This is a genomic window from Limnohabitans planktonicus II-D5, assembly GCF_001270065.2.
Classification (GTDB): domain Bacteria; phylum Pseudomonadota; class Gammaproteobacteria; order Burkholderiales; family Burkholderiaceae_C; genus Limnohabitans_A; species Limnohabitans_A planktonicus.
Genome location: NZ_LFYT02000007.1, coordinates 103,127 through 124,508 on the forward strand (window position 1 = coordinate 103,127; position 21,382 = coordinate 124,508).

The window sequence follows — 21,382 nt, forward strand, 5'->3', positions numbered from 1 at the left end:
GTTACCCCCTTGTTAGATAAATGCCTTAGACAGTGTTGACTGCCGCAAGGACTGAGCACGCAACAGGTTGTTTTCAACCTCGGTCTCAATGCCCCTAAGAATGGAAAGCTGACGATCCAACTCTTCGAGAATTCGCAACTGCTCGGCCATTGGCGGAACCGGCACAACAAATTGCCGAATATGTGCCAAGCCCAAATCGGGCTGGGCTGTCGCACGCACATCGCGTTTGATCTGGCGCTGGACGACATCCGACCGCAATGCTGCGATCAGAAAACGAATGGGAACAAAGCCACGGACGGGCTTGAGAATGGCTACGCTGTATGAAGCCTGAAACGGCCCATCAATGCTCACCTCTCGAACCTCACCCACTGTGCCGTAGCGAGACAAAAGCAAATCACCACGCTCAGGCTTGACCTTGCGACACAGCCCTTCGTAGTCCGCAGCAGTGATCAGTTTTGCTTTGGAAAAGTCAATGCCTTCGTCACCAAAAAAGTCTTTGGTGCTGATGTAGGGAATACCTGATTCCTGAGCCTTCGGCATCTTGTGGTCGACGTCAGCAATTTGCAAATGCAGCTGCTCCAAAGTAGCCCAAGCCCAGCCCTCAGATAACGATACATCCGACTCCTGCGGAGGTTCTGGCGTTTTGTATTTACCTCGTCCAACCCATTGCACTTGCCTAGCCGCTAGCGTGCTTTGTAAAAGCTGTTCGCCTGCCTCGTAGCTGCGGCCTTCGCGTTGGGCGATGCTGGCTTCGGTTTCGACGAGACGGCCTTCGACGGCGGCTTTGAGGACGGAGGCTTTGTAGCGTTTGAGATTGGCTTTGACGCGCTGGAGGTTGGCGACGGCTTCGTCGAGGCGGGAGAACTGTGTTTCGATTTCAGAGACTATCCGACGTTGTTCGTCCAGATCGGGCAGCACAATTGGAAAATCAGCCAACTGGCCCTGACTGATGGATGCCATGCCCACGACCTGCTGAGCGTTGTTGGCAAAGTGCCTGCTGCCGCGTGCCAAGAGCTGATAGTTGATAAATTTTGGCAGCGCCTTCGTTGTATCAAGCCGAACGCGAATGTTTTTACTCTCGAAAACACTGAACTCCATTGCTGAGGAAATAACCGCAGTCTTGCCCACCAGCTCGCGACTATTAACCCGATTGACGAGCAAGTCACCATCCAACAATCCATAGTCCAATTGCTCTGAGGCTGACACCTTCATTCGTTTGATATCGCGCCAAACAATCTTGCCGGATTCAATGTTGTACATGCGAAGGCATGGCACGCCATCATCTGTGTACTCGGATGCTGGCTTGTAAATGCCGTTTTTCATCGACGCAACCACGTCGCCCAAGCGAACCAACTGCATCACGCCACCAACTCCCGATTCATCGTCTCAATCACCTGCGTCAACTCCGCACCAAACAGCTGGTGCACTTTGCCCAGGCCGCCTTCGCTGTTGAAGGGGGCGTATTCAAAGTCATCAGGCTCAATGCCCAGGTTCGCGGCGATGTGGTCTCGGATCATTTCTAGCCAGTGCAGTTGTTCGGGGGTGAATGGATTTTCGCCTGCACGGGCTTGGGTGGCTTGGGCCAGCCACGCGTTGTAGTTGCTTTGCACGCGCTCGGGGTAAGGCACCAGCTCGTTGTCTTGCTGCATGGCAAAGCGCACCAGGCTGACCAGGTCGGTCAGCAGGCGGCGCTGGCTGGTGCCCTTCACCTTGGTTTTGTTCAGCGCGGCATAGGCTTGCCACAGCTGCCCCTCGTCAATCAAATGCGGCGGTGCGTGCAGCGCGTCGGCCAGGGCTTTGATGTCGCGGTAGGTCAGCGGGGCGCGGCTGGGGCGGTTGTACAAAATTTGCAGCGCGGTGATTTCGTCTTTGTGCTGGGCAATGAATTGCTCAAAGTTTTGCACCAGGCCTTTGGCGCGTTCGCTGGCGGCTTCGCTAAAGCCCGCGTGCAGCAGCGTGTCTTGCGTGACGATGTCCACCACCTGGTCGGCCTTTTGGCGCAGCTGCAATATCAGTGTGCGCAGCTCCGGGTTGGCAAAGGGTTTGGCGGCTTCCACCTTTTTGGCCTCAGCTTCAAAGGGCGATGTGTCTTCATGAACGTTCAGCGCTTGCACAATGCCACTGGCCATGTCGCGCAGGCTTTTGCCGCCACTGGCCTCTAGCACTTTGGCGTGGTCGGCGGGGCTCAGGTCTTTGTCCAGTCGGGCCAAGCGGGCGGCCACGCTGCTCAGCACTTCGTCTTCCACGTTACCCAAGCTCACGGCTTGCAGTAGTTTGTCCAGGGGCACGGTTTTTTTCGTGTCCATGGGGCGGCTGTCGGTTTTGTCGCGCTCGCACACGCCCACGGCGTCCACGATCACAAAGTGATCTTTCACTTTGGCATCGGGCGTCACGGCTTGCAGGTCGGCCGGGTTGCACACGCGCACGCCACGACCTTTCATCTGCTCAAAGAAGCTGCGGCTTTTGACCGAGCGCATGAACACCACAATTTCCACCGGCTTGATGTCGGTGCCGGTGGCGATCATGTCCACCGTCACGGCCACACGCGGAAAGTAGCTGTTGCGAAACGCGCTGATCAAGTCTTCGGGCTTGGTGCCCGTGGTTCGGTAGGTGATCTTTTGCGCAAACTCGTTGCCCTTGCCAAATTCTTCGCGCAGGATTTCTACGATCTTTTCGGCGTGGTTGTCGTCTTTGGCAAAGATCAGCGTCTTGGGCACCTCGGTGCGGCCGGGGAAGATTTCGGTATGCAGCCTGTCGCGAAAGGTGGTGATGACTTTGCGAATCTGGTCGGGCGTTTGCACGCTGCGGTCGAGCTCGGCGGGGTCGTATTCAAAGTCTTCGTCCAGCTGCCAGGCGCTTTTGCGGCGGGTGGCTTTGTCGACGGTTTCCAGCCAAAAGCCCTTCTCGACCTTGGCACCTTTTTCGGTCACTTCGGTCTGGATGCGGTAGACGTCGTAATTGACGTTCACCCCATCGGCCACGGCCTGGGTGTGGCCGTATTCCATGACCAGGTTTTGGTTGAAGAAGCCAAAGGTTTGTTTGTTGGGCGTGGCGGTCAGGCCCACCAGATAGGCGTCGTAATACTCCAGCACTTGCCGCCACAGGTTGTATATGCTGCGGTGCGCTTCGTCGGTGACCACGATGTCAAACAGCTCAATCGGAAAGGCCGGGTTGTAGCCAATGGGCTCGGGGTCTTTGAAAAGGTTCTCAGCGCCCTCGGCGCTTTCTTCGTCGGCCTCGGGCGGCAGCTCTTTGCCTTTGAGCAAACTGAACATGCGCTGGATGGTGCAGATGACCACGCGGGCGCTGGTGTCCACCTGGTTGCCCTGCAGGTGCTGCACGATGAACTCTTCGCCAAACTTGTAGCTGTTGTAGGGACTTGCGTATTGGTCAAATTCTTTTTTGGTCTGGCGGGCCAGGTTGGCCCGGTCCACCAAAAACAGCACGCGCCGCGCACCACCAAACTTGATCAGGCGGTAAATGAAGCTGATGGCCGTGAAGGTCTTGCCGCTGCCCGTGGCCATTTGGATGAGGGCTTTGGGTTTGTTGGCGGCCAGGCTTTGTTCGAGGTTGTGCACTGCCAAAATTTGTGCGGGCCACAGCTGGTAGTTGGCGCCGCCCTGCCCCCATTGGGTGATGAGTTGGGGCATGTCGCGCATGCGGGCCAAAAAGGTGGACGGTGCATCGTTGGCCGCCAACGGCCCTGCTGCGGGGGGCAACATTTGCAACCACTGCGCCAGCAGCTCGGGCCTGAAGAACGCAAACACCCGGCGCGAGCGGGGCTGTGGGTCCAGCCCATTGGTGAATTGGGTCTCGACCCCAGTGGACTCAAATAAAAACGGCAGCGGCCTGCGCCAAGCGGGCAAGGCGGCGGGCAGGCCTTGGGCATAACGCCCAGACTGGACTTCAACGCCTTTGAGCGTGGTGCCTACTTTTTTGGCTTCGATCACGCCGCAAGCTTTGCCGTTCACATACAACAGGTAGTCGGCAAAGCCGTGCCCGGTGTTGAGCGGGAATTCCCGGATGGCCACGCCCTGGGCCGCATGCAGATTGACTTGGTCGATGTTGCAAACGTGCCAGCCAGCGGCTTGCAGAAGTTGGTCAATCTGGTTTCGGGCTTTGGCTTCTGGTGTCATGCCGTGAAGTTGAAAGTACTTTTTAATTAATTACGTCTGCATTCTAGGCGGCACACGACAGCAAAAAGCCCCGAGATCGTTCAGAAAGTCGGGGCTTGAAGAGAATATTGACCCCGCCCTGTGAAGTTTGCAGGGTGACTTCAATCTTGCACCTTGTGGGAGCAAGCCCTGCTGGCGATCAGACGCTCGTGGACCACAGGCTTTTCGCTTGCAGGGCAAGCTCCCACAAAATCCTCCCAACTTGCAACACACGGCTCAGACTTCATCGGCCCGAATCTATAAGCAGTGACGGGGCAAAAAATTCAAACTTCAGCGTGCCGAATGAATAATTTTCAGAGAAAACGCAAAAGGATCAATCGAGTTTGATCCCCAAATCCACCGCCAGCTTGATCCAGACGGGCACTTCGCCCTCCCAGTCTTTGCGGGTGTCGGCCAGGTTTTTGGGCTTGTTGGGGATGGCGAAGGTTTCGCGCAGTTTGGCGGCCTTGTCGGTATTGGCCCAGGCCACGGCTTCATCGGCCATGCGTTTGAGCACCGCTTCGGGCGTGCCCGCAGGAGCCACCAGGGGCAGGCCGCCTTCGAGCGTGACGAGTTTTTCGGTGTTACCTTGCTCGGTCAGTGTGGGTACATCGGGCAGTTTGGGCGAGCGGTAGCTGCCCGTCACGCCAATCGGGCGCACGCCGCGGGTGGACACGGTGTTGAAGGCCTGGAAACTGCCCACGGCGATTTGCAACTGGCCCGATGCCACATCGAGCCACATGGGCGCTTCACCCCGGTAGTGCACCGACTGGATGCTGGTGCCTTGCTGGCGGTTGGTCTGATCGGCCAGCATGTGGGGGTAAGAGCCCGGCGCATAGGTGCCCATGGACGTCGGGTTCTTTTTGGCCCAGGCCACGAACTCGGCCATATTCTTCGCCGGAATCTTGTCGGGGATGCCCACCACCAGCGGCCCGGACGGGAACACGGTCACAGGCGTCAGGTCTTTGTCCAGGTTGTAGGGCAGCTTGGCGTACAAAACGCGGTTTTGCCAAAAGGTGCCTGAGGTACTCATGCCAAAGGTGTAGCCATCGGCGGGGGACTTGGCCACAGCATCAATGCCAATGATGGCCCCCGCACCGGGTTTGTTTTCGATGACCACCGGCACCCCCAGCTTGCCCGACAGGTATTCGCCGTAATTGCGGGCATAGGCATCGGTCAGGCCGCCGGGCGGAAAGGCCACCACGATCTTGATGGGCTTGGCGGGCCACTTGGCCGCTTGCGCCCATGCAGAGGACAAAGCCCCGCAGGCGCACAAGGCAGCTGCGGCCAAGGCGGCGGATTGAACCAAGTGACGGCGTGTGTGCGTGGACTTCATGGTGAGGTGCTTGCAAGGGTGTGAATGTGCCGTTCAGTCTAGGGGACCCACCGCATTCCTTAAATTGGGGTTTGAACCCATGCGCCAAGAATGATGTCGGATTCTGCAAGTGCCGACCGGCCGGAAGCCCACTGGTCAACTTGTGCGACAATGCATCTCGTTGCGGCCTCCAGTTGCCGGAACATCAGCACTTCTGCTGGGGCCTGACCCAGGCAACGCTCAAAACAAGCGCCTGCGGTTTCCATGCCCACCCCAAGACTTATCGGCCAACACTGGTAACTGCCAACAGCAGTTGAATGAGCCGATACCTGCGCCGGACATGGCGCTCTGTAAAAATGAACTTTGAAGAATTGAATCTGGCCCCGGCCATCATGCAAGCTGTGCGCGAGCTCGGCTACGAAACCCCAACGCCTATCCAGGCACAAGCCATTCCAGCCGTTCTGGCCGGACAAGACTTGTTGGCGGGCGCACAAACGGGCACCGGCAAAACCGCCGCCTTCACCCTGCCCATGCTGCACAAGCTGAGCCTGAGTGAGCCCGGCCAAAACCGCTTTGGCGGCAAAGCCATCCGCGCTTTGGTGCTCACGCCCACCCGCGAATTGGCCGCCCAGGTCGAAGAGTCCGTTCGCGACTACGGCAAATACCTCAAGCTCGACTCCACCGTGATCTTTGGTGGTGTGGGCATGAACCCACAAATCAACAAGGTCAAGCGCGGCGTCGACATTCTGGTGGCCACACCGGGCCGTCTGCTGGACCTGCAAGGCCAGGGCTTTCTGGACCTGTCGACAGTTGAGATGCTGGTGCTGGACGAAGCCGACCGCATGCTGGACATGGGCTTCATCCACGACGTGAAAAAGGTGCTGGCCCTGGTGCCCAAAGACAAGCAGAGCTTGCTGTTCTCGGCCACCTTCAGCGACGAGATCCGCGAGTTGGCGGGCAACTTGCTCAAGAACCCGCAAAGCATTCAGGTCACGCCCAGCAACACCACGGTGCAGCGCATCACACAGGTGATCCACCCCGTGGGCCGCAGCAAGAAAAAAGACGTGTTGCTGCACATCATCCAAAAGCACGACTGGAGTCAGGTGCTGGTGTTCACCCGCACCAAGTTTGGCGCCAACAATGTGGCCGACTTCCTGACCAAAAACGGTGTCAAGTCCATGGCCCTGCATGGCAACAAGAGCCAGACCGCCCGCACGCAAGCGCTGGCCGGTTTCAAGAGCGGCGACATCCGCGCATTGGTGGCCACCGACATCGCTGCACGCGGCATCGACATCGAAGACTTGCCACATGTCGTGAACTTTGAAATCCCCAACGTATCCGAAGACTATGTGCACCGCATTGGCCGCACAGGCCGCGCAGGCGCGAGCGGTGAGGCCGTGAGCCTGGTCTGCTTGGACGAAGAAGGCTTCATGATGGACATCGAGCGCTTCACCAAACAAGAGATTCCAGTCCAGTTGCTCGAAGGCTTTGGCCCCGAGCCAGGCGAGATTGCCGAGCCCATCGCCATGGGTCGTCAGACCCTGTGGGGCGGTGCAGGCAAGCCCCCAAGCCGTGATGTGATGGCCGCAGCCGCCAAGGCCGCACGCCAGGACATGATGCAACGCATCCGCGACAACAAGGCTTCTGGCGGTGGTCAGGGCCCGCGCCAGCCTCGCGCCGAAGGTCAGGGCCAGCCCCGCCCTTCGCGCAATGGTCCAGCGCCATCGCGCCGCAACAACCCCCAAGGCGATGCACGCTTTGAAGGTCAGGGCGAAGGTCGCCGTGAAGGCGGTGGCTTCCAGGGCGGTCGCGGCGAACCACGCGGCGATGCACGCTTTGACAACAACCGTGGCGAAGGCCGCAACGGCCCGCGCAACAACGGCCCACGCCCTGAAGGCCGTGGCCCCAATGCCAACCGTGGCCCAAGCCAAGGCGGTCGCCGCCAGGATAGCGACGAGTTGCCACGCCACATTGACCCGCTGAAAACCACCCAATTTGCCCGCCTGGACTTGCCCAACCGCAAGCCCGTTCGCACCAGCGGCCAGCCTGACCCCACACGCACCAGCATCGACAGCCTGGCCAGCGGCAACCGCCGTCATGGCGGTGGCAATGGTGGTGGTGGCCGTGGCTTTGGCGGTGGTGGCGGTGGTGGCCGAGGCTTCGGTCGCTGATCCACGCACATTCCCCCAAAAGAGCCCGCTGATGCGGGCTCTTTTTTTGTGTCAACTGCTGCGGTATGAACCGCTGAAAACTGCTGGACTTGGGCGCGCGCGATGCGGGGAAAAGCTGCCAATACCCTGCAGACTTGACACAAAACAGTGCCTTGCTGCTGCGCCTCATGTATGATCCGCCCGCCACTGCAACATAAACGCAGTGGCATTCGCTAGGGGTGTTGAGGACCGTGAGGTCTTCGACTGAGAAAGTCCCTTTGAACCTGATTGAGGTAATCCTCGCGCAGGGAAGCTAGTCCAAAGAACGGTGCCCCCTTCAGGGTGCGTCACGTTCCCAGCCAGCCGACCTGCCATAACGTTAAAGGAAAACGTCATGGCATTTTTTTCGCCCGACATCACCGCCCACGACCTGTGGACCGACATTGAGGCTGTTCGCACACAGTCGCCCTTGGTGCACAGCATCACCAATCTGGTGGTCATGAACCTGAACGCCAATGTGTTGCTGGCCGCAGGGGCATCGCCCGTCATGGCCCACGCCCACGAAGAAGTCAAAGCCATGGTCGGCATTGCGCAATCGCTGGTGCTGAACATCGGCACGCTCGACCCGTATGGGGTGGACAGCATGAAAATCGCCCTGGCTGCTGCGCACCAGCGCGGCATCCCGACCGTGCTGGACCCTGTGGGTGCAGGCGCTACGCCTTACCGCAACCAGACCCTGAATGAATTGCTGGATGTGGCCAGCCCCAGCGTGATCCGGGGCAATGGCTCTGAAATCATGAGCACCGCCAACGCGGCTATTCAAACACGCGGCGTGGACAGCAGCGCCAGCGCCAACGATGCCTTGGGCGCAGCCCGGGCTTTGACCGCCCGCACCCTGGGCACCGTGTGCGTGAGCGGCGAAACCGACCACATCGTGGACGCCCACCAGCGCTGGGCGCGACTGTCCAACGGCCATGTGTGGATGACCAAAATCACTGGCGTGGGCTGCTCGGCTACCGCACTGATCGGCGCTTTTTGTGCCGTGCAAGCCGACGCCTGGCGTGCCACCACAGCGGCCATGGCGCTCATGAGCATCGCAGGCGAAGTGGCGGCAGAAAAAGCCCAGGCCTGCGGCCAGGGTGTGGGCAGCATGGCCGCCATGCTGCTGGACGAATTGCAGTTGCTGGATGAGGCCACTTTCAAGGCCAGGCTGAAGCTGCAAACCGATTCGCTCTGAACGAACGGTTGCCATCATGAAACACTGGAAGAGCGAAAGTCTTCGCCTCTATCTGGTCACCGACAACGCCCTGTCCAAAGGCCGTACCCTGACCGATGTGGTCACGGCGGCCGTGGCAGGCGGTGTGACCTGTGTACAACTGCGCGAAAAAAACCTGTCTTCACGGGATTTTCTGGCCCAGGCCTTGGCCATCCAGGCCGTGCTGGCCAACACCCAGGTGCCCTTGGTCATCAACGACCGCATCGACATCGCGCTGGCTTGCGGTGCCGACGGTGTGCACCTGGGCCAAAGTGACCTGCCGGTGGCGCAAGCCAGGCGACTTTTGCCTGCGCATGTGTTCATTGGCTGGTCGGTCGAAACACTGGCCGATGTGGCACGCGCCCACAGCTTGCCGGTGAACTATCTGGGCGTGAGCCCCGTGTTTGCAACCCCCACCAAACCCGACACCGAAACCCCGTGGGGGCTGGAAGGTTTGCGTCTGGCCAGACAAACCACAGCCTTGCCGTTGGTGGCCATTGGCGGCATCCACATGGGCAATGCCCAAGAGGTGTTGCAAGCCGGTGCCGATGGCCTGGCCGTGGTCAGTGCCATTTGCTCAGCCGACGACCCACGCCATGCCGCCGCCCAGCTGCAGGCCTTGAGCCAAGCGCATTTTCAGGAGGGCCATTGACCATGCAGACTTCGACCTTCACCCACGAATACCCGCGCGTGTTGTCCATTGCCGGATCGGACAGTGGCGGCGGCGCAGGCATCCAGGCCGATCTGAAAACCTTTGCCGCTTTAGGCTGTTACGGCATGACTGCCATCACCGCCTTGACGGCTCAAAACACCCAGGGCGTTCGGTCCATTCAGGGCACAACGCCGGCCATGCTGCTCGATCAGATTGACGCGGTGGTCGAAGACATTGGCGTGCATGCCGTCAAGATCGGCATGCTGCACTCGGCAGACATCGTGCAAGCCGTGACGCAGGCCATCGACAAGCACCAACTGAGCCGCATCGTGCTCGATCCGGTCATGGTGGCGACCAGTGGCGCCGTGCTCATCAGCGATGACGCTCTGGCCGAGCTGGTCAACCAGCTGTTTGGCAAGGCCGCCCTCATCACGCCCAACCTGGACGAAGCCGCCTTGTTGGTCGGCCACCCGCTGCACAACGAAGCCGACATCGAAGTGGCCGCCCGGCAACTGCTGGACCAAGGCGCGCCAGCGGTCTTGCTCAAAGGCGGGCACCTGGCAGGTGATGTGGTCAGCGACTTGTTCATGACCCGCCATGGCCAATCGTTCTGGTTGCGTGCTCCGCGCATTGCCAGCCCCAACACCCACGGCACGGGCTGCACCCTGTCATCGGCCATTGCCGCCCACCTGGCCTTGGGCGATTCGCTGGCAGACGCCGTGCGTGCCGGACACGCCTTTGTGCGTATCGCCCTGGCCGCAGGCGCCAGCGTCCGCACTGGCGCAGGCAGCGGCCCGCTGAACCATGGCGCAGCCCCGCGCCCGATGCAACTCTTACCCCTTTGAATGAAGACACCCCATGTCCAACCACTCTCTTTCCAATGACGCACTGGCGCCGGTTGCGGACGTCGAGCGCGTGTTCACAGGCGTCTCGCACGCCTCGCTCTGGTTCAGCCTGGGCGTGGGCCTGCTGGTCATGCAGGTCGGCGCTTACCTGGTGCCTGCCATGGGCACTCAAGACGCCATGCTGGCCATCGTGCTGGGCTCCTTGCTGGGCTCGGGCTTGCTTGCCTGGGTTGCCAAAATCGCTTGCGACAGTGGCTTGTCGAGCGCGGGCCTGATCCACCGGGTTTATGGCCCGTCGTTTGCCCGACTGCCGGTGTTGCTCAACATCGTGCAGCTCATTGGCTGGACCACGTTCGAGCTGGTGATCATGCGTGACGGCACCCACGCCATCACCCAAAAAGCCTTTGGCTTGGATCTCTCGCCCCTGTGGACCACGGTGCTGTGGGGCGGCGTGCTGACCTTGCTGATGACGGGCTCCATGCTCACCCTCGTGCGCCGATTTGTCAGCCGCGTGGGCCTGCCGCTGGTGATCTTGTCACTGCTGTGGCTGAGCTGGCATTTTGTGGGCCTTGCGCAGCAACAGGGCTGGGCCGCCTTCATGGCCCGCCCGGGCAATGGCTCGATGGGCATGCTGTCCGCCATGGATCTGGTGATGGCCATGCCCGTGTCCTGGCTGCCCCTGGTGGCGGACTATGCGCGGCATGGGCGCACCGGAGCCAGCACTTTGCGTGGCACCTGGCTCGGCTATGCCCTGGCCAATGTCTGGTGCTATGCCCTCGGCGTGCTGGTGGCCAGCGTGTCCGAGCCTGGCACCGATCTGGTCACGGCCTTGCTGCTGGCGCAAGGTGGATTGCTGGCCCTGGGTTTGATCTTGCTGGACGAACTCGACAACGCCTATGGTGATGTGTATTCGGGCGCGATGTCGTCGCGCAGCCTGCACGCCAGCTGGTCTTTGCGCCGCTGGGGGGTCACCATCGCGGTCTTGTGTACCGCATTGGCCCTGGTTTTGCCCATGCACAGTCTGGAGCCTTTCTTGCTGATGCTCAGCTCGATTTTTGTGCCGCTGTATGGCGTCATCCTGGGCAGGCTGGGCACCACATCTGCCCCAACCGGCACGACGGCCAAAGGCATGAATGTACCGGCCGCTGCCATCTGGTTTGTGGGCATTGCGGTGTTTCACGCATCTGCCCACTGGACCCCTCAATGGGGCTCGGCCATTCCGAGCCTGATCGTCACCTTCGCTTTGGCCTTGGCCACGCGTTCTTCCAACCCAGAAGCTTCCCCCCAATGAAAACGTTCAACACTTTCCGCGCCTCCCACATCGCCAGCGCTGTGGCCCTGCTGGTGCTGGGCCACGCCCATGCGCAAAACACCACAGAAATCACCATCACCGACACCGCCCCCTCACAGGTGAGCGGATTTGGTGATGTGCCTTTGAGCAAAGCACCCTTCAGCGCCGTCAGTTTTGACCGCCAGACGCTGCAAGACATCGGCGCGCAACGCGTCTCGGACGCCCTGCGCCTGGATGCCAGCGTGAGCGACAGCTACAACTCGCCCGCTTATTGGGACATGCTGAGTGTGCGTGGCTACACCCTGGACAACCGCTACAACTACCGCCGAGAAGGCCTGCCGATTTCCGCCGAAACCATGATCCCCATGGACAACAAGGAGCGCATTGAGCTGTTCAAAGGCACCAGCGGCATCCAGGCGGGCACCAGCGCTCCGGGCGGGCTGGTCAACTACGTGGTCAAACGCCCACCGACCGCGGCCAACGAAACCATTCGCAGCGTGAGCGCCAGCTACGGCCCGGGCAAGAGCAGCAGCGTGGCACTCGACCTGGGCGGTCGCCTGGGCGAAAACAAGGATGTGGGCTACCGCTTCAACGCGGCCTATGAAGACCTGAACCCGTACATCCAGAACACGCAAGGACACCGCCACTTGCTGGCCTTGGCCATGGACTGGCGCATCACGCCTGACAGCAAACTGGAGTGGGAAATCGAGCGCAGCGAACGCCAGCAGATGGGGGGGAATGCCTACAGCGTGCTGGCCAACCCCAACGATCCTTATGGCGTCCCGTCTTTGCCAGCCACCGTGGACGGCAAACTCAACATCACACGCCAGCCCTGGTCTGTGCCCGGAGCCTTTGCCAGCCAAACGGGCAGCGTGCGCTTCAAACAAAACCTGTCAGACGGCTGGCTGTGGACCACGCAATATGGGGGACAGCGCCTGAAAACGGACGACCGTTTGAGTTTTGCCCTGGGCCACAACTGCTATGGGGTACTCGATCCCTCAACCGGTGCCACCAAACTGTGCGACCGCTTTACATCGGACGGACGATTTGAGCTGGCCGATTACCGCAGCAACGATGAGCGGCGACTGGTAGATGCCCTGCAAACCGAAGTGGCAGGTCAAACCCGCTGGGGCAACACCACACACCACCTGGCCCTGTCTCTGACCCGGCAGCGGCAACTCGACAGGCTGCCTGCCAAGCAGGCCTGGAATTCTGCTGGCGAAGGCAGCATCTTCGGTGGAGGCACCAGCCAAGCGGCCCCAAAACCCGAGTACCCCAACACCAACAAGAGTGAATACAGCACTGAAATTGCCGTCAAAGATCGCATGGCGTTGAGTGCAACAACGGCGGTCTGGGCTGGCCTGCGCTACACATCCTATAGCCGCAGCAGCGAGCAAAACGCGATCTGCGATCCGGTCACTTACGTGTGCACACCCGCCGCAGGTACCAACCCAATCAGCAACAAAGGCAACATCACCACCCCATGGATCGGCCTGACACAGCAACTGGGGCAGCACATGGTGTTCGTGTCGCATGGGCACGGCATCGAACTGCTGGCGGTCCCGAACACACCCGGCTACACCAACGCTGGCCAGTTGCTTGACGTGGCTCGCAGCAAACAAACTGAAGTAGGCATCCGCAGCTTGACCACAACTGACCTCGCCACGCCATGGAGCTGGAATGCCAGCGTGTTCCAAATCGAACGCCCCTTGGCATATGACGTTGCAGATGGCAGTTTGCTCAAAAGAGTCAGCGACGGTCAGCAAATCCATCAAGGGATGGATGCAGGTGTTCAGTGGCGCTCAGCGGCTTGGTCACTCCAGGCACAAGGACAGTGGCTGCATGCACGCATTTCTGCTGCAACCCTCAACACCGCATTGAACGGTCAAACGCCTGTCAACGTCCCCACCATGACATTGCGCGCCCTGGCCGAATACCGCTTTGCAAATATCCCCGGCCTGCGCACCAGCTTGCGCGTGAACCACGAAGGCCAGCGCCGCGTGTTGGAAGACGGCAGTCTCAATTTGCCCAGTTGGACCACCGCAGATTTGGCCGCACATTACGACACCCGCATTGATGGCACACGCACCCAATGGACGATGGCCATCGACAACCTGACCGATCGCCATTACTGGCGTGAAGCCCCTAAACAATTTGGCCACTACTACCTGTACCCCGGCGCGCCTCGCACTCTGCGCATCGCCGTGAAAGCGAGTTTCTGAAACAGGTTCGCCTTTTTTCTGAAAATTGCTTTCACCCTCTCAAAAGGGCCTGAAAACCACGCTATAATTTGAGTCATTCCTCAATAGCTCAGTCGGTAGAGCGCCGGACTGTTAATCCGTAGGTCCCTGGTTCGAGCCCAGGTTGAGGAGCCAAAAAAAGACAAGCCCCTGCAGCAATGCAGGGGCTTTTTTTTTCACCTGCGCTTTCACAGGTTTCATAAATTTCTTGGCGGCCATTTCGTGTGATCTGTCTGCACGAACAGGCCTCTTGGCGACACAGTCATTGCCGTCATGCAGCATCCTTTGCTCGTGATCTGCCGCCACTTATTGATCAGGCAAGCTGAAGTTTGAAATGTGTGCGAAATGTCATCTCGCAGAGTCGGACATGATGGGTTTCGGCACAGGCCCATGTCGGGGTCTTCGACCGCCGACCTACAAGAATTTTGAGCATTGAAAACTTCACAGGGCCGAATCAATAGCGTGCAGGTTCCATAGCGCATTCCAGCTCACCCTCAGGTCACCGCCATACATTCAATCAATACCGCATGAATTTTGTTGTATTTGACAAAAATATAGTAATATTGTCACATAAATACAGATAACACAAAAATCAACCAAATCGAAACTTCTCTATGGAACTCATTGCTGCTGCTTTGCTGGGACTGGGAATCTGGCTAGGACAAGCGCCTGCTCCTGAAAAAATCACTGAACGCATCATCTTGCTGCCCTCTGCCGATGGCACACGAAGTGCAATCATCGTTCATGGCCTGAAGGGTGATCGGTTGATGGATGTGCCGTATGCCAGTTTGGAAGTCACGCCCTCGGGCACATTCACCGATGCGTCGCTGTCTGAAACTGCGGTGCGTAATCGTTACGCCAGCTTGCTGGATGCGCAAGCGCCGCGTCCGCGCAGTTTTTTGCTCTACTTTGTCACAGGCTCGGACAACAAGCTGACTGCTGAATCTCAGCAAACATTAACGGGTTTGCAAGACTTTTTGCAATCGCGCCCCGCCCCGGAAGTCACCTTGATCGGCCACACCGACCGATCGGGCAGTGCAGCCATCAATGATGCCTTGTCACTCAAGCGCGCACAGGCTGTGCGCGATTTGATCCGGCAGTCGGGCATGTCAACCGACAATGTGCCCGTTTATGGCAGAGGCTCCAGAGAGCCCATCGCCTCTGGCGCGCAAGAAGGTCTGAACCGGCGCGTTGAGATCCATGTGCGCTGAGAACTGGAGTTGCACATGAACTTCATCAGACGCTTGCTGACCTCGGGAAAAGGCCGCCCTGTTGCGATTGGCATTTTGTTGTGGACATTGCTGATCAACACCCTGACTGAACTGCCACCCACTTGGCAAAACCTGCCTTGGCCCGTCGAAAAAGTGGTCGATGCCGTGGGATCGCCTTTCACCACGGGCCGCAATCTTCTGTTCGATGGTTATCAAAAAGAACACACCAGAAAACAGCAATCGCAACCTGTGACGATTGTGGCGATTGACGAGAAAAGTTTGCAGGAACTGGGCCAATGGCCTTGGCCCAGGTACCGCCTGGCCCAATTGCTCGACGCCATCGCTGTGCACAAACCAGCTGCAGTGGGGCTGGACATTTACATGCCCGAAGCCGACCAGACATCACCGGACAAGGTTGCTTTGGGACTGGGGCCCGAACACAAAACATTGGCGCAGCAACTGAGTCAGTTACCGCCCAATGATGCGAGACTGAGTGAGGCGCTCAGACGCACCCCTTCGGTGTTGAGCGCTGCAGGCTTTGACTTCAAGGCCTTCACCACCACCGAAGGTATGCGCACCTGGCCGGTGACCCTCGAAGGCGACGACACATTGCCTGTGTTTGTGCGCCGCTTTGACCAGGTGTTGGCCAGTCTGCCGCAATTGCAAGCCGCTGCCAGCGGCCAAGCGGTGGTCAGCGTGGACCTGGAAAACGGAGTGGTTCGCCACATCCCCTTGGTCATGAACCTGTCAGATCAGCCGGTGTCCACTTTGGCCATCGAGATGCTGCGGGTGGCCACCCACTCCCCCTCGGTCAATGTCAAACTCAGTCCGGCAGGGGTGAGCGCTGTTGAAGTGGCAGACTTGTCTGTGCCCACGCTGGCCAAGGGTGACATACGCCTGCACTTTGCCAAACATGCCGACATGGCTTCTCGCCATGTGTCGGCCACTGATGTGCTCAGCGGCAAAGTCGATCCTGAGATGCTGAATGGCAAATTGGTCTTGCTGGGCCTCACAGGTGCAGGTCTGAACGACATGCGAACCACGGCCATTGGCGAAACCGTTCCCGGCATCGAAATTCAAGCCCAAGTGATTGAATCCCTGTTCGATGGTCGCATCCTCATGCGTCCCCAGTGGCTGAAGTGGGCCGAATCTGGGGCCTTGCTGTTCTTCGGTGGCCTGCTGATTTGGTACATACCGCGCCCCCGCTCTGCCTTTGCGCTTTATCTGCGCAAAGTACCCCAGTCTGGCTTGTGGTTGACCTTGGGCACCAACGCACTGATTGCAGCGATTGGCCTGCAAGTCTTCATCAAAACCGCTTACCTCTTCGATGCCGCCTCCTTCTTTCTGGTGCTGGGCGGGGTCATGGGATCCTTGGTTTCTTCATCCCTGGCCGATATGGACATTCGCAAAAAGGCCACGCAATTGGCACAGCAAGAACAAGCTTTGCAAGAAGCCCGTTTGGCCGGTGAACGTGAGCGACGCCAAGCGCTCAACACTGCGCCTGCTTCTGCGCCATGAGCCGCTTGAAAAGATTGGAGACACGCATGAAAAACCCAAGCATCTGGCTGCTTTGCCTCTGCTGCGCTGCCACTGTTCAGGCGGCTGAACCCGCAGGCACCGTCAAAACCCTCAAAGGCACTGCACACATTGAACGCGGCAAAGACCGCATGGAAGTGGGCGTGGGCACTTCTTTGCAGACACAAGACAAATTACTCAGCGGACCTGCCAGCGGTGTCGGCATCACGCTTCGCGACAGCACCTTGCTGACCGTGGGCGCGAACTCCATGATCGAGCTGAACAAATACACATTTGACCGCAGCACCAATACAGGCCAGATGGACACCTCGATCAAACGTGGCACCTTGGCCGTGGTGTCAGGTCAGATCACCAAGAACAACCCCAACGAAGTCGTCTTTCGCACCAACACCGTCACCCTGGGCGTTCGGGGCACGGAGTTCATCATTGACGTGGGTGAGGAAGCGCCGCGCTGAACAGCGCAGCTCAATGAGCTGACTTGGGCACCATAGACGCCGCTCCATCCAAAAGTCGCCTGTCACAAAGAGCAATGAGTTGGCGTGGATGGTCTGCATCAGACCCAACTTGTTACTTTTCGGCGGTGTGGCAAAAAGTGTGGCTAATTGCCAATCAATGCAGTGGAATGTGCAGTGGCAATAAAGGGGCAATCATGGGGGCAATTTGAGCCACTGAAGCGCACAAAGAAAAACGGGCTACACCCTGAAAGATGTAACCCGTTGATTTCATTAGGAATAAATGGTCGGCGTGGCGGGATTCGAACTCGCGACCCCTTGCACCCCATGCAAGTGCGCTACCAGGCTGCGCTACACGCCGACAAGCTTTAAATTATAGTCTGAAAAGATGGACTCAAAGGGTTAGCAAGGTGCGAATTTCGAAAAGTTCATGGCGAATGGCCGGGTAGTCCGCACGGTTCTTGTTCAGCGGGAATGCATCAAAGGAAGGAAAGCCTGTTGTCATGGGCTCCTTGAACGATGGCACCAGTTGGTCTGCGGTCTGAGGCTGCGTGGGCTCAGGGGGCATCATCAAGCGATCCGCCTGCACCTGCTCCTGTAATTTGTTGCGTGCACCACTGATGGTGAAACCCTGGTCGTACAGCAAATCGCGGATGCGCCGGATCATGAGCACTTCGTGGTGCTGGTAATACCGCCGGTTGCCACGGCGTTTGACAGGCCGCAATTGGGTGAACTCCTGCTCCCAATAGCGAAGCACATGCGGCTTGACCCCACACAACTCACCCACTTCACCGATGGTGAAGTAGCGCTTGGCTGGAATGGGTGGAAGTGAACTGTCCATGAGTGACAACAAGTTACTGAAGGAACCTTGTAGCTTACTGCAACTTGATGATCCCAGTCTGCACCCTTGGCATGTAAATGCGGGTTATTGCTGAGACTTCATTTAATATGTATGCTTACAATCCTACCCAACTTACTCGACAGGACACCCCATGAGCATGCATCCTTATCAAAGATCCGTCCTTGTCGCCGGTGGTGGCATTGGCGGTCTGGCCGCCGCCCTCGCTTTGGTGCGCCAGGGCTTTCAGGTCACCGTGCTCGAACAAGCCTCCGAAATTGGCGAGATCGGCGCGGGCATCCAGCTCGGCCCCAACGCCTTCCACGCCTTTGACGCTTTGGGCATTGGTGACAAAGCCCGTGGCCGCGCCGTCTACACCGACTTCATGGTCATGCACGACGCGATCGACGAATACCAGGTCGGCAAGATCCCCACCGACGATAAATTCCGCCAGCGTTTTGGCAACCCCTATGCCGTGATCCACCGCGCCGATGTGCATTTGTCTTTACTCGAAGGCGCGCAAGAAACCGGACAAGTTCAATTTCACACCAACACCCGCGTGGTCCGCATTGAGCAAGACGACACGAGCGTGACCGTGTGGGACCAAAACGGCAAGGCTTTTCAGGGCTGCGCCCTGATCGGGGCCGATGGCGTCAAGTCGGTGGTGCGCGAGCAGTTTGTGGGCGACCCGGCCCGAGTCACGGGCCATGTGGTCTACCGCGCCGTGGTCGACAAAAAAGACTTTCCAGCCGATCTGCAATGGAACGCAGCCGCCATCTGGGTGGGCCCCAACTGCCACCTGGTGCACTACCCGCTGCGCGGTGGCGAGCAGTACAACGTGGTGGTCACCTTCCACAGCCGCGAGCCAGAAGAATGGGGCGTCAAAGACGGCAACAAAGAAGAAGTGCAAAGTTACTTCCAGGGCATTTGCCCCAGGGCCCGCCAGCTGATTGACCTGCCCAAGACCTGGAAACGCTGGGCAACAGCCGACCGCGAGCCGATTGGCCAGTGGACCTATGGCCGCGTGACCCTGCTGGGCGACGCGGCCCACCCCACCACGCAGTACATGGCCCAAGGCGCCTGCATGGCGATGGAAGACGCTGTCACTTTGGGCGAAGCCTTGCGCACGCACCACAACGACTGGCCCAAGGCTTTGGACATGTACCAACGCGCCCGCGTGGCCCGCACCGCCCGCATCGTGCTCTCCAGCCGCGAGATGGGGCGCATCTACCACGCCAAAGGTGTGGAGCGTTTGGTGCGCAACGACCTGTGGCGCGGCCGCAGCCCCGAGCGCTTTTATGATGCGATGGAGTGGCTGTATGGCTGGAACGTCAGCAACTGCCTCGACGCCGCTATTGATCCTGCGCGCTGATGTTTGAATTTTGTACACCGGTATCTCGTAGGTCGGTGGCTTTAACCCCGACATTGCGGGCTTCGGCGTAGGCTGCATGTCGAGGCTAAAGCCACCGACCTACAACTGCCTAGACGCGACGCAACACAACTGATTGGACGGAGAAACAACATGAACGACCTTGGACGTATCGAAGACCTGCCCGCAGACTATGTGCAGGATCTGCGCAATGTGAACCTCGTGCCCCTGTGGCCCAGCCTGCGCGGCGTGCTGCCCCCCAAGGTGCCCACCCGCCAGACCCAGCCCACCTGCTGGGCTTACAAAGACATCAAGCCCCTGCTGCTCAAAGCGGGCGAGCTGACCCCGATTGAAAAAGCCGAGCGCCGCGTGCTGGTGCTGGCCAACCCAGGTCACGGGCTCGACAAAATGCAGGCCTCAGCCGCCATGTACTTGGGCATGCAACTGCTCATGCCCGGCGAGTGGGCCCCCAGCCACCGCCACACACCCAACGCGGTGCGCATGGTGGTGGAAGGCGAAGGCGCCTGGACCACGGTGGACGGCGAGAAATGCCCCATGAGCCGGGGCGACTTGATCCTGACCCCCACGGGCCTGTGGCACGAACACGGCCATGACGGCACCGAGCCTGTGATCTGGCTCGATGTGCTGGACTTGCCCTTGGTCTATTACATGGAGGCCAGCTACCACATCAACGGCGACCGCCAGACCGTGGTGCCCGGCCAGGGCGACAAACAATACGCCCGTGGCGGCGTGGTGCCCTCACATGTGTTTGAGCGCAGCAAGAAGGCTTATCCCATGCTGCGCTACGCATGGAAAGACGCCAAGGCCGCGCTCGAATCTCTGGCCGCAGACGATGCCGGTTTGGAGCAGGTGCAAGTGACTTACACCAACCCCGAAACCGGTGGCGACGCCGAAAACATTTTGGGCTTTTACGCCCTGATGCTGCGCCCCGGCCAGACCCTGCGCTTGAGCGCCCGTTCGCCTGCGCAGGTGTTTCACGTCATCGAAGGCGCTGTGCAAGCGCAGATCGTGGCCAGCACTTTCACCCTGGCCGAAGCCGACACCTGCTGCGCGCCCGGCTACGAGGCTGTGACGCTGAGCAACCTGAACACCGAGCAGCCTGCATTCGTGTTCATCGCCGATGAATCGCCGCTGCACCGCAAGTTGGGTGTGTACGAGAACCGGGGCTGATGTCCCGCATTTGTAGGAGCTTGCCTGCAAGCGATGGCCTGCGGACCGCAAGCGCTTGAATCGCCAGCAGGCTGGCTCCTACACAAAAACCTTTCACCCTCTGAATGACTCCATGACCTCTTACCTCTTCACCCCTCCCGCCGTTGCCTCCCTGACAGTTCGCGGCAAAACCGAGCGCTTCCCCGTCAACCGCATCTTCTGCGTGGGCCGCAACTACCACGCACACGCTGTGGAAATGGGCCGTCCCGTCGACAAGAGCGTCGAGCAAGCCTTCTACTTCACCAAGTCGCCGCAGACCTTGGTGGAGAGTGGCTCAGAAGTGGCCTACCCACCCCGCACCAACAACTACCACTTCGAGATGGAGTTGGTGCTGGCTATCGGCAAAGCAGGTTTTCGCGTGAGCGAAGCCCAAGCGCATGAGCTGGTGTATGGCTACGCAGCAGGCCTGGACATGACCCGCCGCGACCTGCAGCTGGTGGCGCGTGACAAAGGCCGCCCCTGGGACACGGGCAAGGACATCGAGCAAGGCTCGGTCTGCTCCGAGATCGTGCCCATGCCCGGCGTGGTGATCGAGCGCGGCGCGATTGCGCTGGAAGTCAACGGTGCCACCAAACAGTCGTCCAACGTGGACAAACTGATCTGGAACATCCGTGAAATCATTGCCGACCTGTCCACCTACTACCACCTGCAGCCCGGCGACCTGATCTACACCGGCACGCCCGAAGGCGTGGGCCCAGTGCTGCCCGGCGACAAAATCACGGGCCATGTGGAAGGCGTGGCAGAAGTGGCGCTGACGATTGGCGCAGCAAAATAAATCGACGATCCATCTGGCAAGCTCGAACATCCATGCCCCCGCATGGACAGCCAAGCTTGACTCATCATC

General features: G+C 59.3%; 16 protein-coding genes, 2 tRNA genes and 1 riboswitch. Of the genes, 13 read left to right on the forward strand and 5 right to left on the reverse strand.

The features are described from left to right. Nucleotides 1-12 precede the first annotated feature (12 nt). The 3 genes from H663_RS28295 to H663_RS28305 all read right to left on the reverse strand — a co-directional run bounded on the left by H663_RS28295 (nucleotide 13) and on the right by H663_RS28305 (nucleotide 5,490). Nucleotides 13-1,359 carry a restriction endonuclease subunit S gene (locus H663_RS28295; RefSeq protein ID WP_053174325.1) on the reverse strand — a complete coding sequence of 449 codons (1,347 nt, stop codon included), beginning with the start codon at nucleotides 1,357-1,359 and terminating at the stop codon, nucleotides 13-15. Then, nucleotides 1,359-4,136, reverse strand: a complete 2,778-nt coding sequence (locus H663_RS28300) for a type I restriction endonuclease subunit R (RefSeq protein ID WP_053174323.1) — start codon at nucleotides 4,134-4,136, stop codon at nucleotides 1,359-1,361. Before H663_RS28300 ends, H663_RS28295 begins: the two co-directional genes overlap by 1 nt. 352 nt (nucleotides 4,137-4,488) lie before the next feature. Further along, nucleotides 4,489-5,490 carry a Bug family tripartite tricarboxylate transporter substrate binding protein gene (locus H663_RS28305; protein WP_053174320.1) on the reverse strand — a complete coding sequence of 334 codons (1,002 nt, stop codon included), beginning with the start codon at nucleotides 5,488-5,490 and terminating at the stop codon, nucleotides 4,489-4,491. 335 nt (nucleotides 5,491-5,825) lie between these two features. Here H663_RS28305 and H663_RS28310 point away from each other — a divergent pair, with 335 nt between their 5' ends. The 10 genes from H663_RS28310 to H663_RS28355 all read left to right on the forward strand — a co-directional run bounded on the left by H663_RS28310 (nucleotide 5,826) and on the right by H663_RS28355 (nucleotide 17,104). Beyond that, nucleotides 5,826-7,640 carry a DEAD/DEAH box helicase gene (locus H663_RS28310; RefSeq protein WP_053174317.1) on the forward strand — a complete coding sequence of 605 codons (1,815 nt, stop codon included), beginning with the start codon at nucleotides 5,826-5,828 and terminating at the stop codon, nucleotides 7,638-7,640. Between the two features lie 204 nt (nucleotides 7,641-7,844). Beyond that, nucleotides 7,845-7,947, forward strand: a riboswitch (TPP riboswitch). Nucleotides 7,948-8,013: 66 nt separating this feature from the next. After that, nucleotides 8,014-8,856, forward strand: coding sequence for a hydroxyethylthiazole kinase (gene thiM / locus H663_RS28315; RefSeq protein WP_053174314.1), 843 nt, complete (start codon nucleotides 8,014-8,016; stop codon nucleotides 8,854-8,856). A 16-nt stretch (nucleotides 8,857-8,872) separates the two neighbouring features. Continuing rightward, nucleotides 8,873-9,526: a thiamine phosphate synthase gene (gene thiE, locus H663_RS28320; protein WP_053174310.1), complete on the forward strand. Its 654-nt coding sequence runs from the start codon at nucleotides 8,873-8,875 to the stop codon at nucleotides 9,524-9,526. A 2-nt stretch (nucleotides 9,527-9,528) separates the two neighbouring features. Further along, nucleotides 9,529-10,371 carry a bifunctional hydroxymethylpyrimidine kinase/phosphomethylpyrimidine kinase gene (gene thiD, locus H663_RS28325; RefSeq protein ID WP_053174307.1) on the forward strand — a complete coding sequence of 281 codons (843 nt, stop codon included), beginning with the start codon at nucleotides 9,529-9,531 and terminating at the stop codon, nucleotides 10,369-10,371. A gap of 13 nt (nucleotides 10,372-10,384) precedes the next feature. Next, a complete protein-coding gene (locus H663_RS28330) occupies nucleotides 10,385-11,662 on the forward strand; it encodes a purine-cytosine permease family protein (protein ID WP_053174304.1) in 1,278 nt (425 codons plus the stop codon). Next, a complete protein-coding gene (locus H663_RS28335; protein WP_053174303.1) occupies nucleotides 11,659-13,884 on the forward strand; it encodes a TonB-dependent siderophore receptor in 2,226 nt (741 codons plus the stop codon). The genes H663_RS28330 and H663_RS28335 overlap by 4 nt, the downstream gene beginning before the upstream one ends. 77 nt (nucleotides 13,885-13,961) lie before the next feature. Further along, nucleotides 13,962-14,037, forward strand: a tRNA-Asn gene (locus tag H663_RS28340). 479 nt (nucleotides 14,038-14,516) lie between these two features. Beyond that, nucleotides 14,517-15,113: an OmpA family protein gene (locus H663_RS28345; RefSeq protein WP_053174302.1), complete on the forward strand. Its 597-nt coding sequence runs from the start codon at nucleotides 14,517-14,519 to the stop codon at nucleotides 15,111-15,113. A 15-nt stretch (nucleotides 15,114-15,128) separates the two neighbouring features. Then, nucleotides 15,129-16,631: a CHASE2 domain-containing protein gene (locus H663_RS28350; RefSeq protein ID WP_083451260.1), complete on the forward strand. Its 1,503-nt coding sequence runs from the start codon at nucleotides 15,129-15,131 to the stop codon at nucleotides 16,629-16,631. 26 nt (nucleotides 16,632-16,657) lie between these two features. Beyond that, the gene (locus H663_RS28355; protein ID WP_053174301.1) at nucleotides 16,658-17,104 is read left to right on the forward strand and encodes a FecR family protein; all 447 of its coding nucleotides are present in this window, start codon (nucleotides 16,658-16,660) and stop codon (nucleotides 17,102-17,104) included. Nucleotides 17,105-17,385: 281 nt separating this feature from the next. Here the strand turns inward: H663_RS28355 and H663_RS28360 are convergent. After that, a tRNA-Pro gene (locus tag H663_RS28360) sits at nucleotides 17,386-17,462 on the reverse strand. A 33-nt stretch (nucleotides 17,463-17,495) separates the two neighbouring features. After that, a complete protein-coding gene (locus H663_RS28365) occupies nucleotides 17,496-17,942 on the reverse strand; it encodes a MerR family transcriptional regulator (RefSeq protein WP_053174299.1) in 447 nt (148 codons plus the stop codon). A 151-nt stretch (nucleotides 17,943-18,093) separates the two neighbouring features. Between H663_RS28365 and H663_RS28370 the strand changes: the two genes are divergently transcribed. The 3 genes from H663_RS28370 (at nucleotide 18,094) to H663_RS28380 (ending at nucleotide 21,313) form a co-directional block, all read left to right on the forward strand. After that, nucleotides 18,094-19,311 (forward strand): 3-hydroxybenzoate 6-monooxygenase, encoded by a 1,218-nt coding sequence (locus H663_RS28370; RefSeq protein WP_053174297.1) that lies wholly within the window; start codon nucleotides 18,094-18,096, stop codon nucleotides 19,309-19,311. Nucleotides 19,312-19,461: 150 nt separating this feature from the next. Beyond that, nucleotides 19,462-20,499, forward strand: a complete 1,038-nt coding sequence (locus H663_RS28375; protein WP_053174295.1) for a cupin domain-containing protein — start codon at nucleotides 19,462-19,464, stop codon at nucleotides 20,497-20,499. A 112-nt stretch (nucleotides 20,500-20,611) separates the two neighbouring features. Further along, nucleotides 20,612-21,313, forward strand: a complete 702-nt coding sequence (locus H663_RS28380; RefSeq protein ID WP_053174292.1) for a fumarylacetoacetate hydrolase family protein — start codon at nucleotides 20,612-20,614, stop codon at nucleotides 21,311-21,313. The last annotated feature ends 69 nt before the right edge of the window (nucleotides 21,314-21,382 follow it).

Bases quoted from the DNA above. Each gene is read 5' to 3' on its own strand.
- H663_RS28295 (WP_053174325.1), bottom strand. From the start codon at position 1,359: ATGCAGTTGGTTCGCTTGGGCGACGTGGTTGCGTCGATGAAAAACGGC.
- H663_RS28300 (WP_053174323.1), bottom strand. From the start codon at position 4,136: ATGACACCAGAAGCCAAAGCCCGAAACCAGATTGACCAACTTCTGCAA.
- H663_RS28305 (WP_053174320.1), bottom strand. From the start codon at position 5,490: ATGAAGTCCACGCACACACGCCGTCACTTGGTTCAATCCGCCGCCTTG.
- H663_RS28310 (WP_053174317.1), top strand. From the start codon at position 5,826: ATGAACTTTGAAGAATTGAATCTGGCCCCGGCCATCATGCAAGCTGTG.
- thiM (WP_053174314.1), top strand. From the start codon at position 8,014: ATGGCATTTTTTTCGCCCGACATCACCGCCCACGACCTGTGGACCGAC.
- thiE (WP_053174310.1), top strand. From the start codon at position 8,873: ATGAAACACTGGAAGAGCGAAAGTCTTCGCCTCTATCTGGTCACCGAC.
- thiD (WP_053174307.1), top strand. From the start codon at position 9,529: ATGCAGACTTCGACCTTCACCCACGAATACCCGCGCGTGTTGTCCATT.
- H663_RS28330 (WP_053174304.1), top strand. From the start codon at position 10,385: ATGTCCAACCACTCTCTTTCCAATGACGCACTGGCGCCGGTTGCGGAC.
- H663_RS28335 (WP_053174303.1), top strand. From the start codon at position 11,659: ATGAAAACGTTCAACACTTTCCGCGCCTCCCACATCGCCAGCGCTGTG.
- H663_RS28345 (WP_053174302.1), top strand. From the start codon at position 14,517: ATGGAACTCATTGCTGCTGCTTTGCTGGGACTGGGAATCTGGCTAGGA.
- H663_RS28350 (WP_083451260.1), top strand. From the start codon at position 15,129: ATGAACTTCATCAGACGCTTGCTGACCTCGGGAAAAGGCCGCCCTGTT.
- H663_RS28355 (WP_053174301.1), top strand. From the start codon at position 16,658: ATGAAAAACCCAAGCATCTGGCTGCTTTGCCTCTGCTGCGCTGCCACT.
- H663_RS28365 (WP_053174299.1), bottom strand. From the start codon at position 17,942: ATGGACAGTTCACTTCCACCCATTCCAGCCAAGCGCTACTTCACCATC.
- H663_RS28370 (WP_053174297.1), top strand. From the start codon at position 18,094: ATGAGCATGCATCCTTATCAAAGATCCGTCCTTGTCGCCGGTGGTGGC.
- H663_RS28375 (WP_053174295.1), top strand. From the start codon at position 19,462: ATGAACGACCTTGGACGTATCGAAGACCTGCCCGCAGACTATGTGCAG.
- H663_RS28380 (WP_053174292.1), top strand. From the start codon at position 20,612: ATGACCTCTTACCTCTTCACCCCTCCCGCCGTTGCCTCCCTGACAGTT.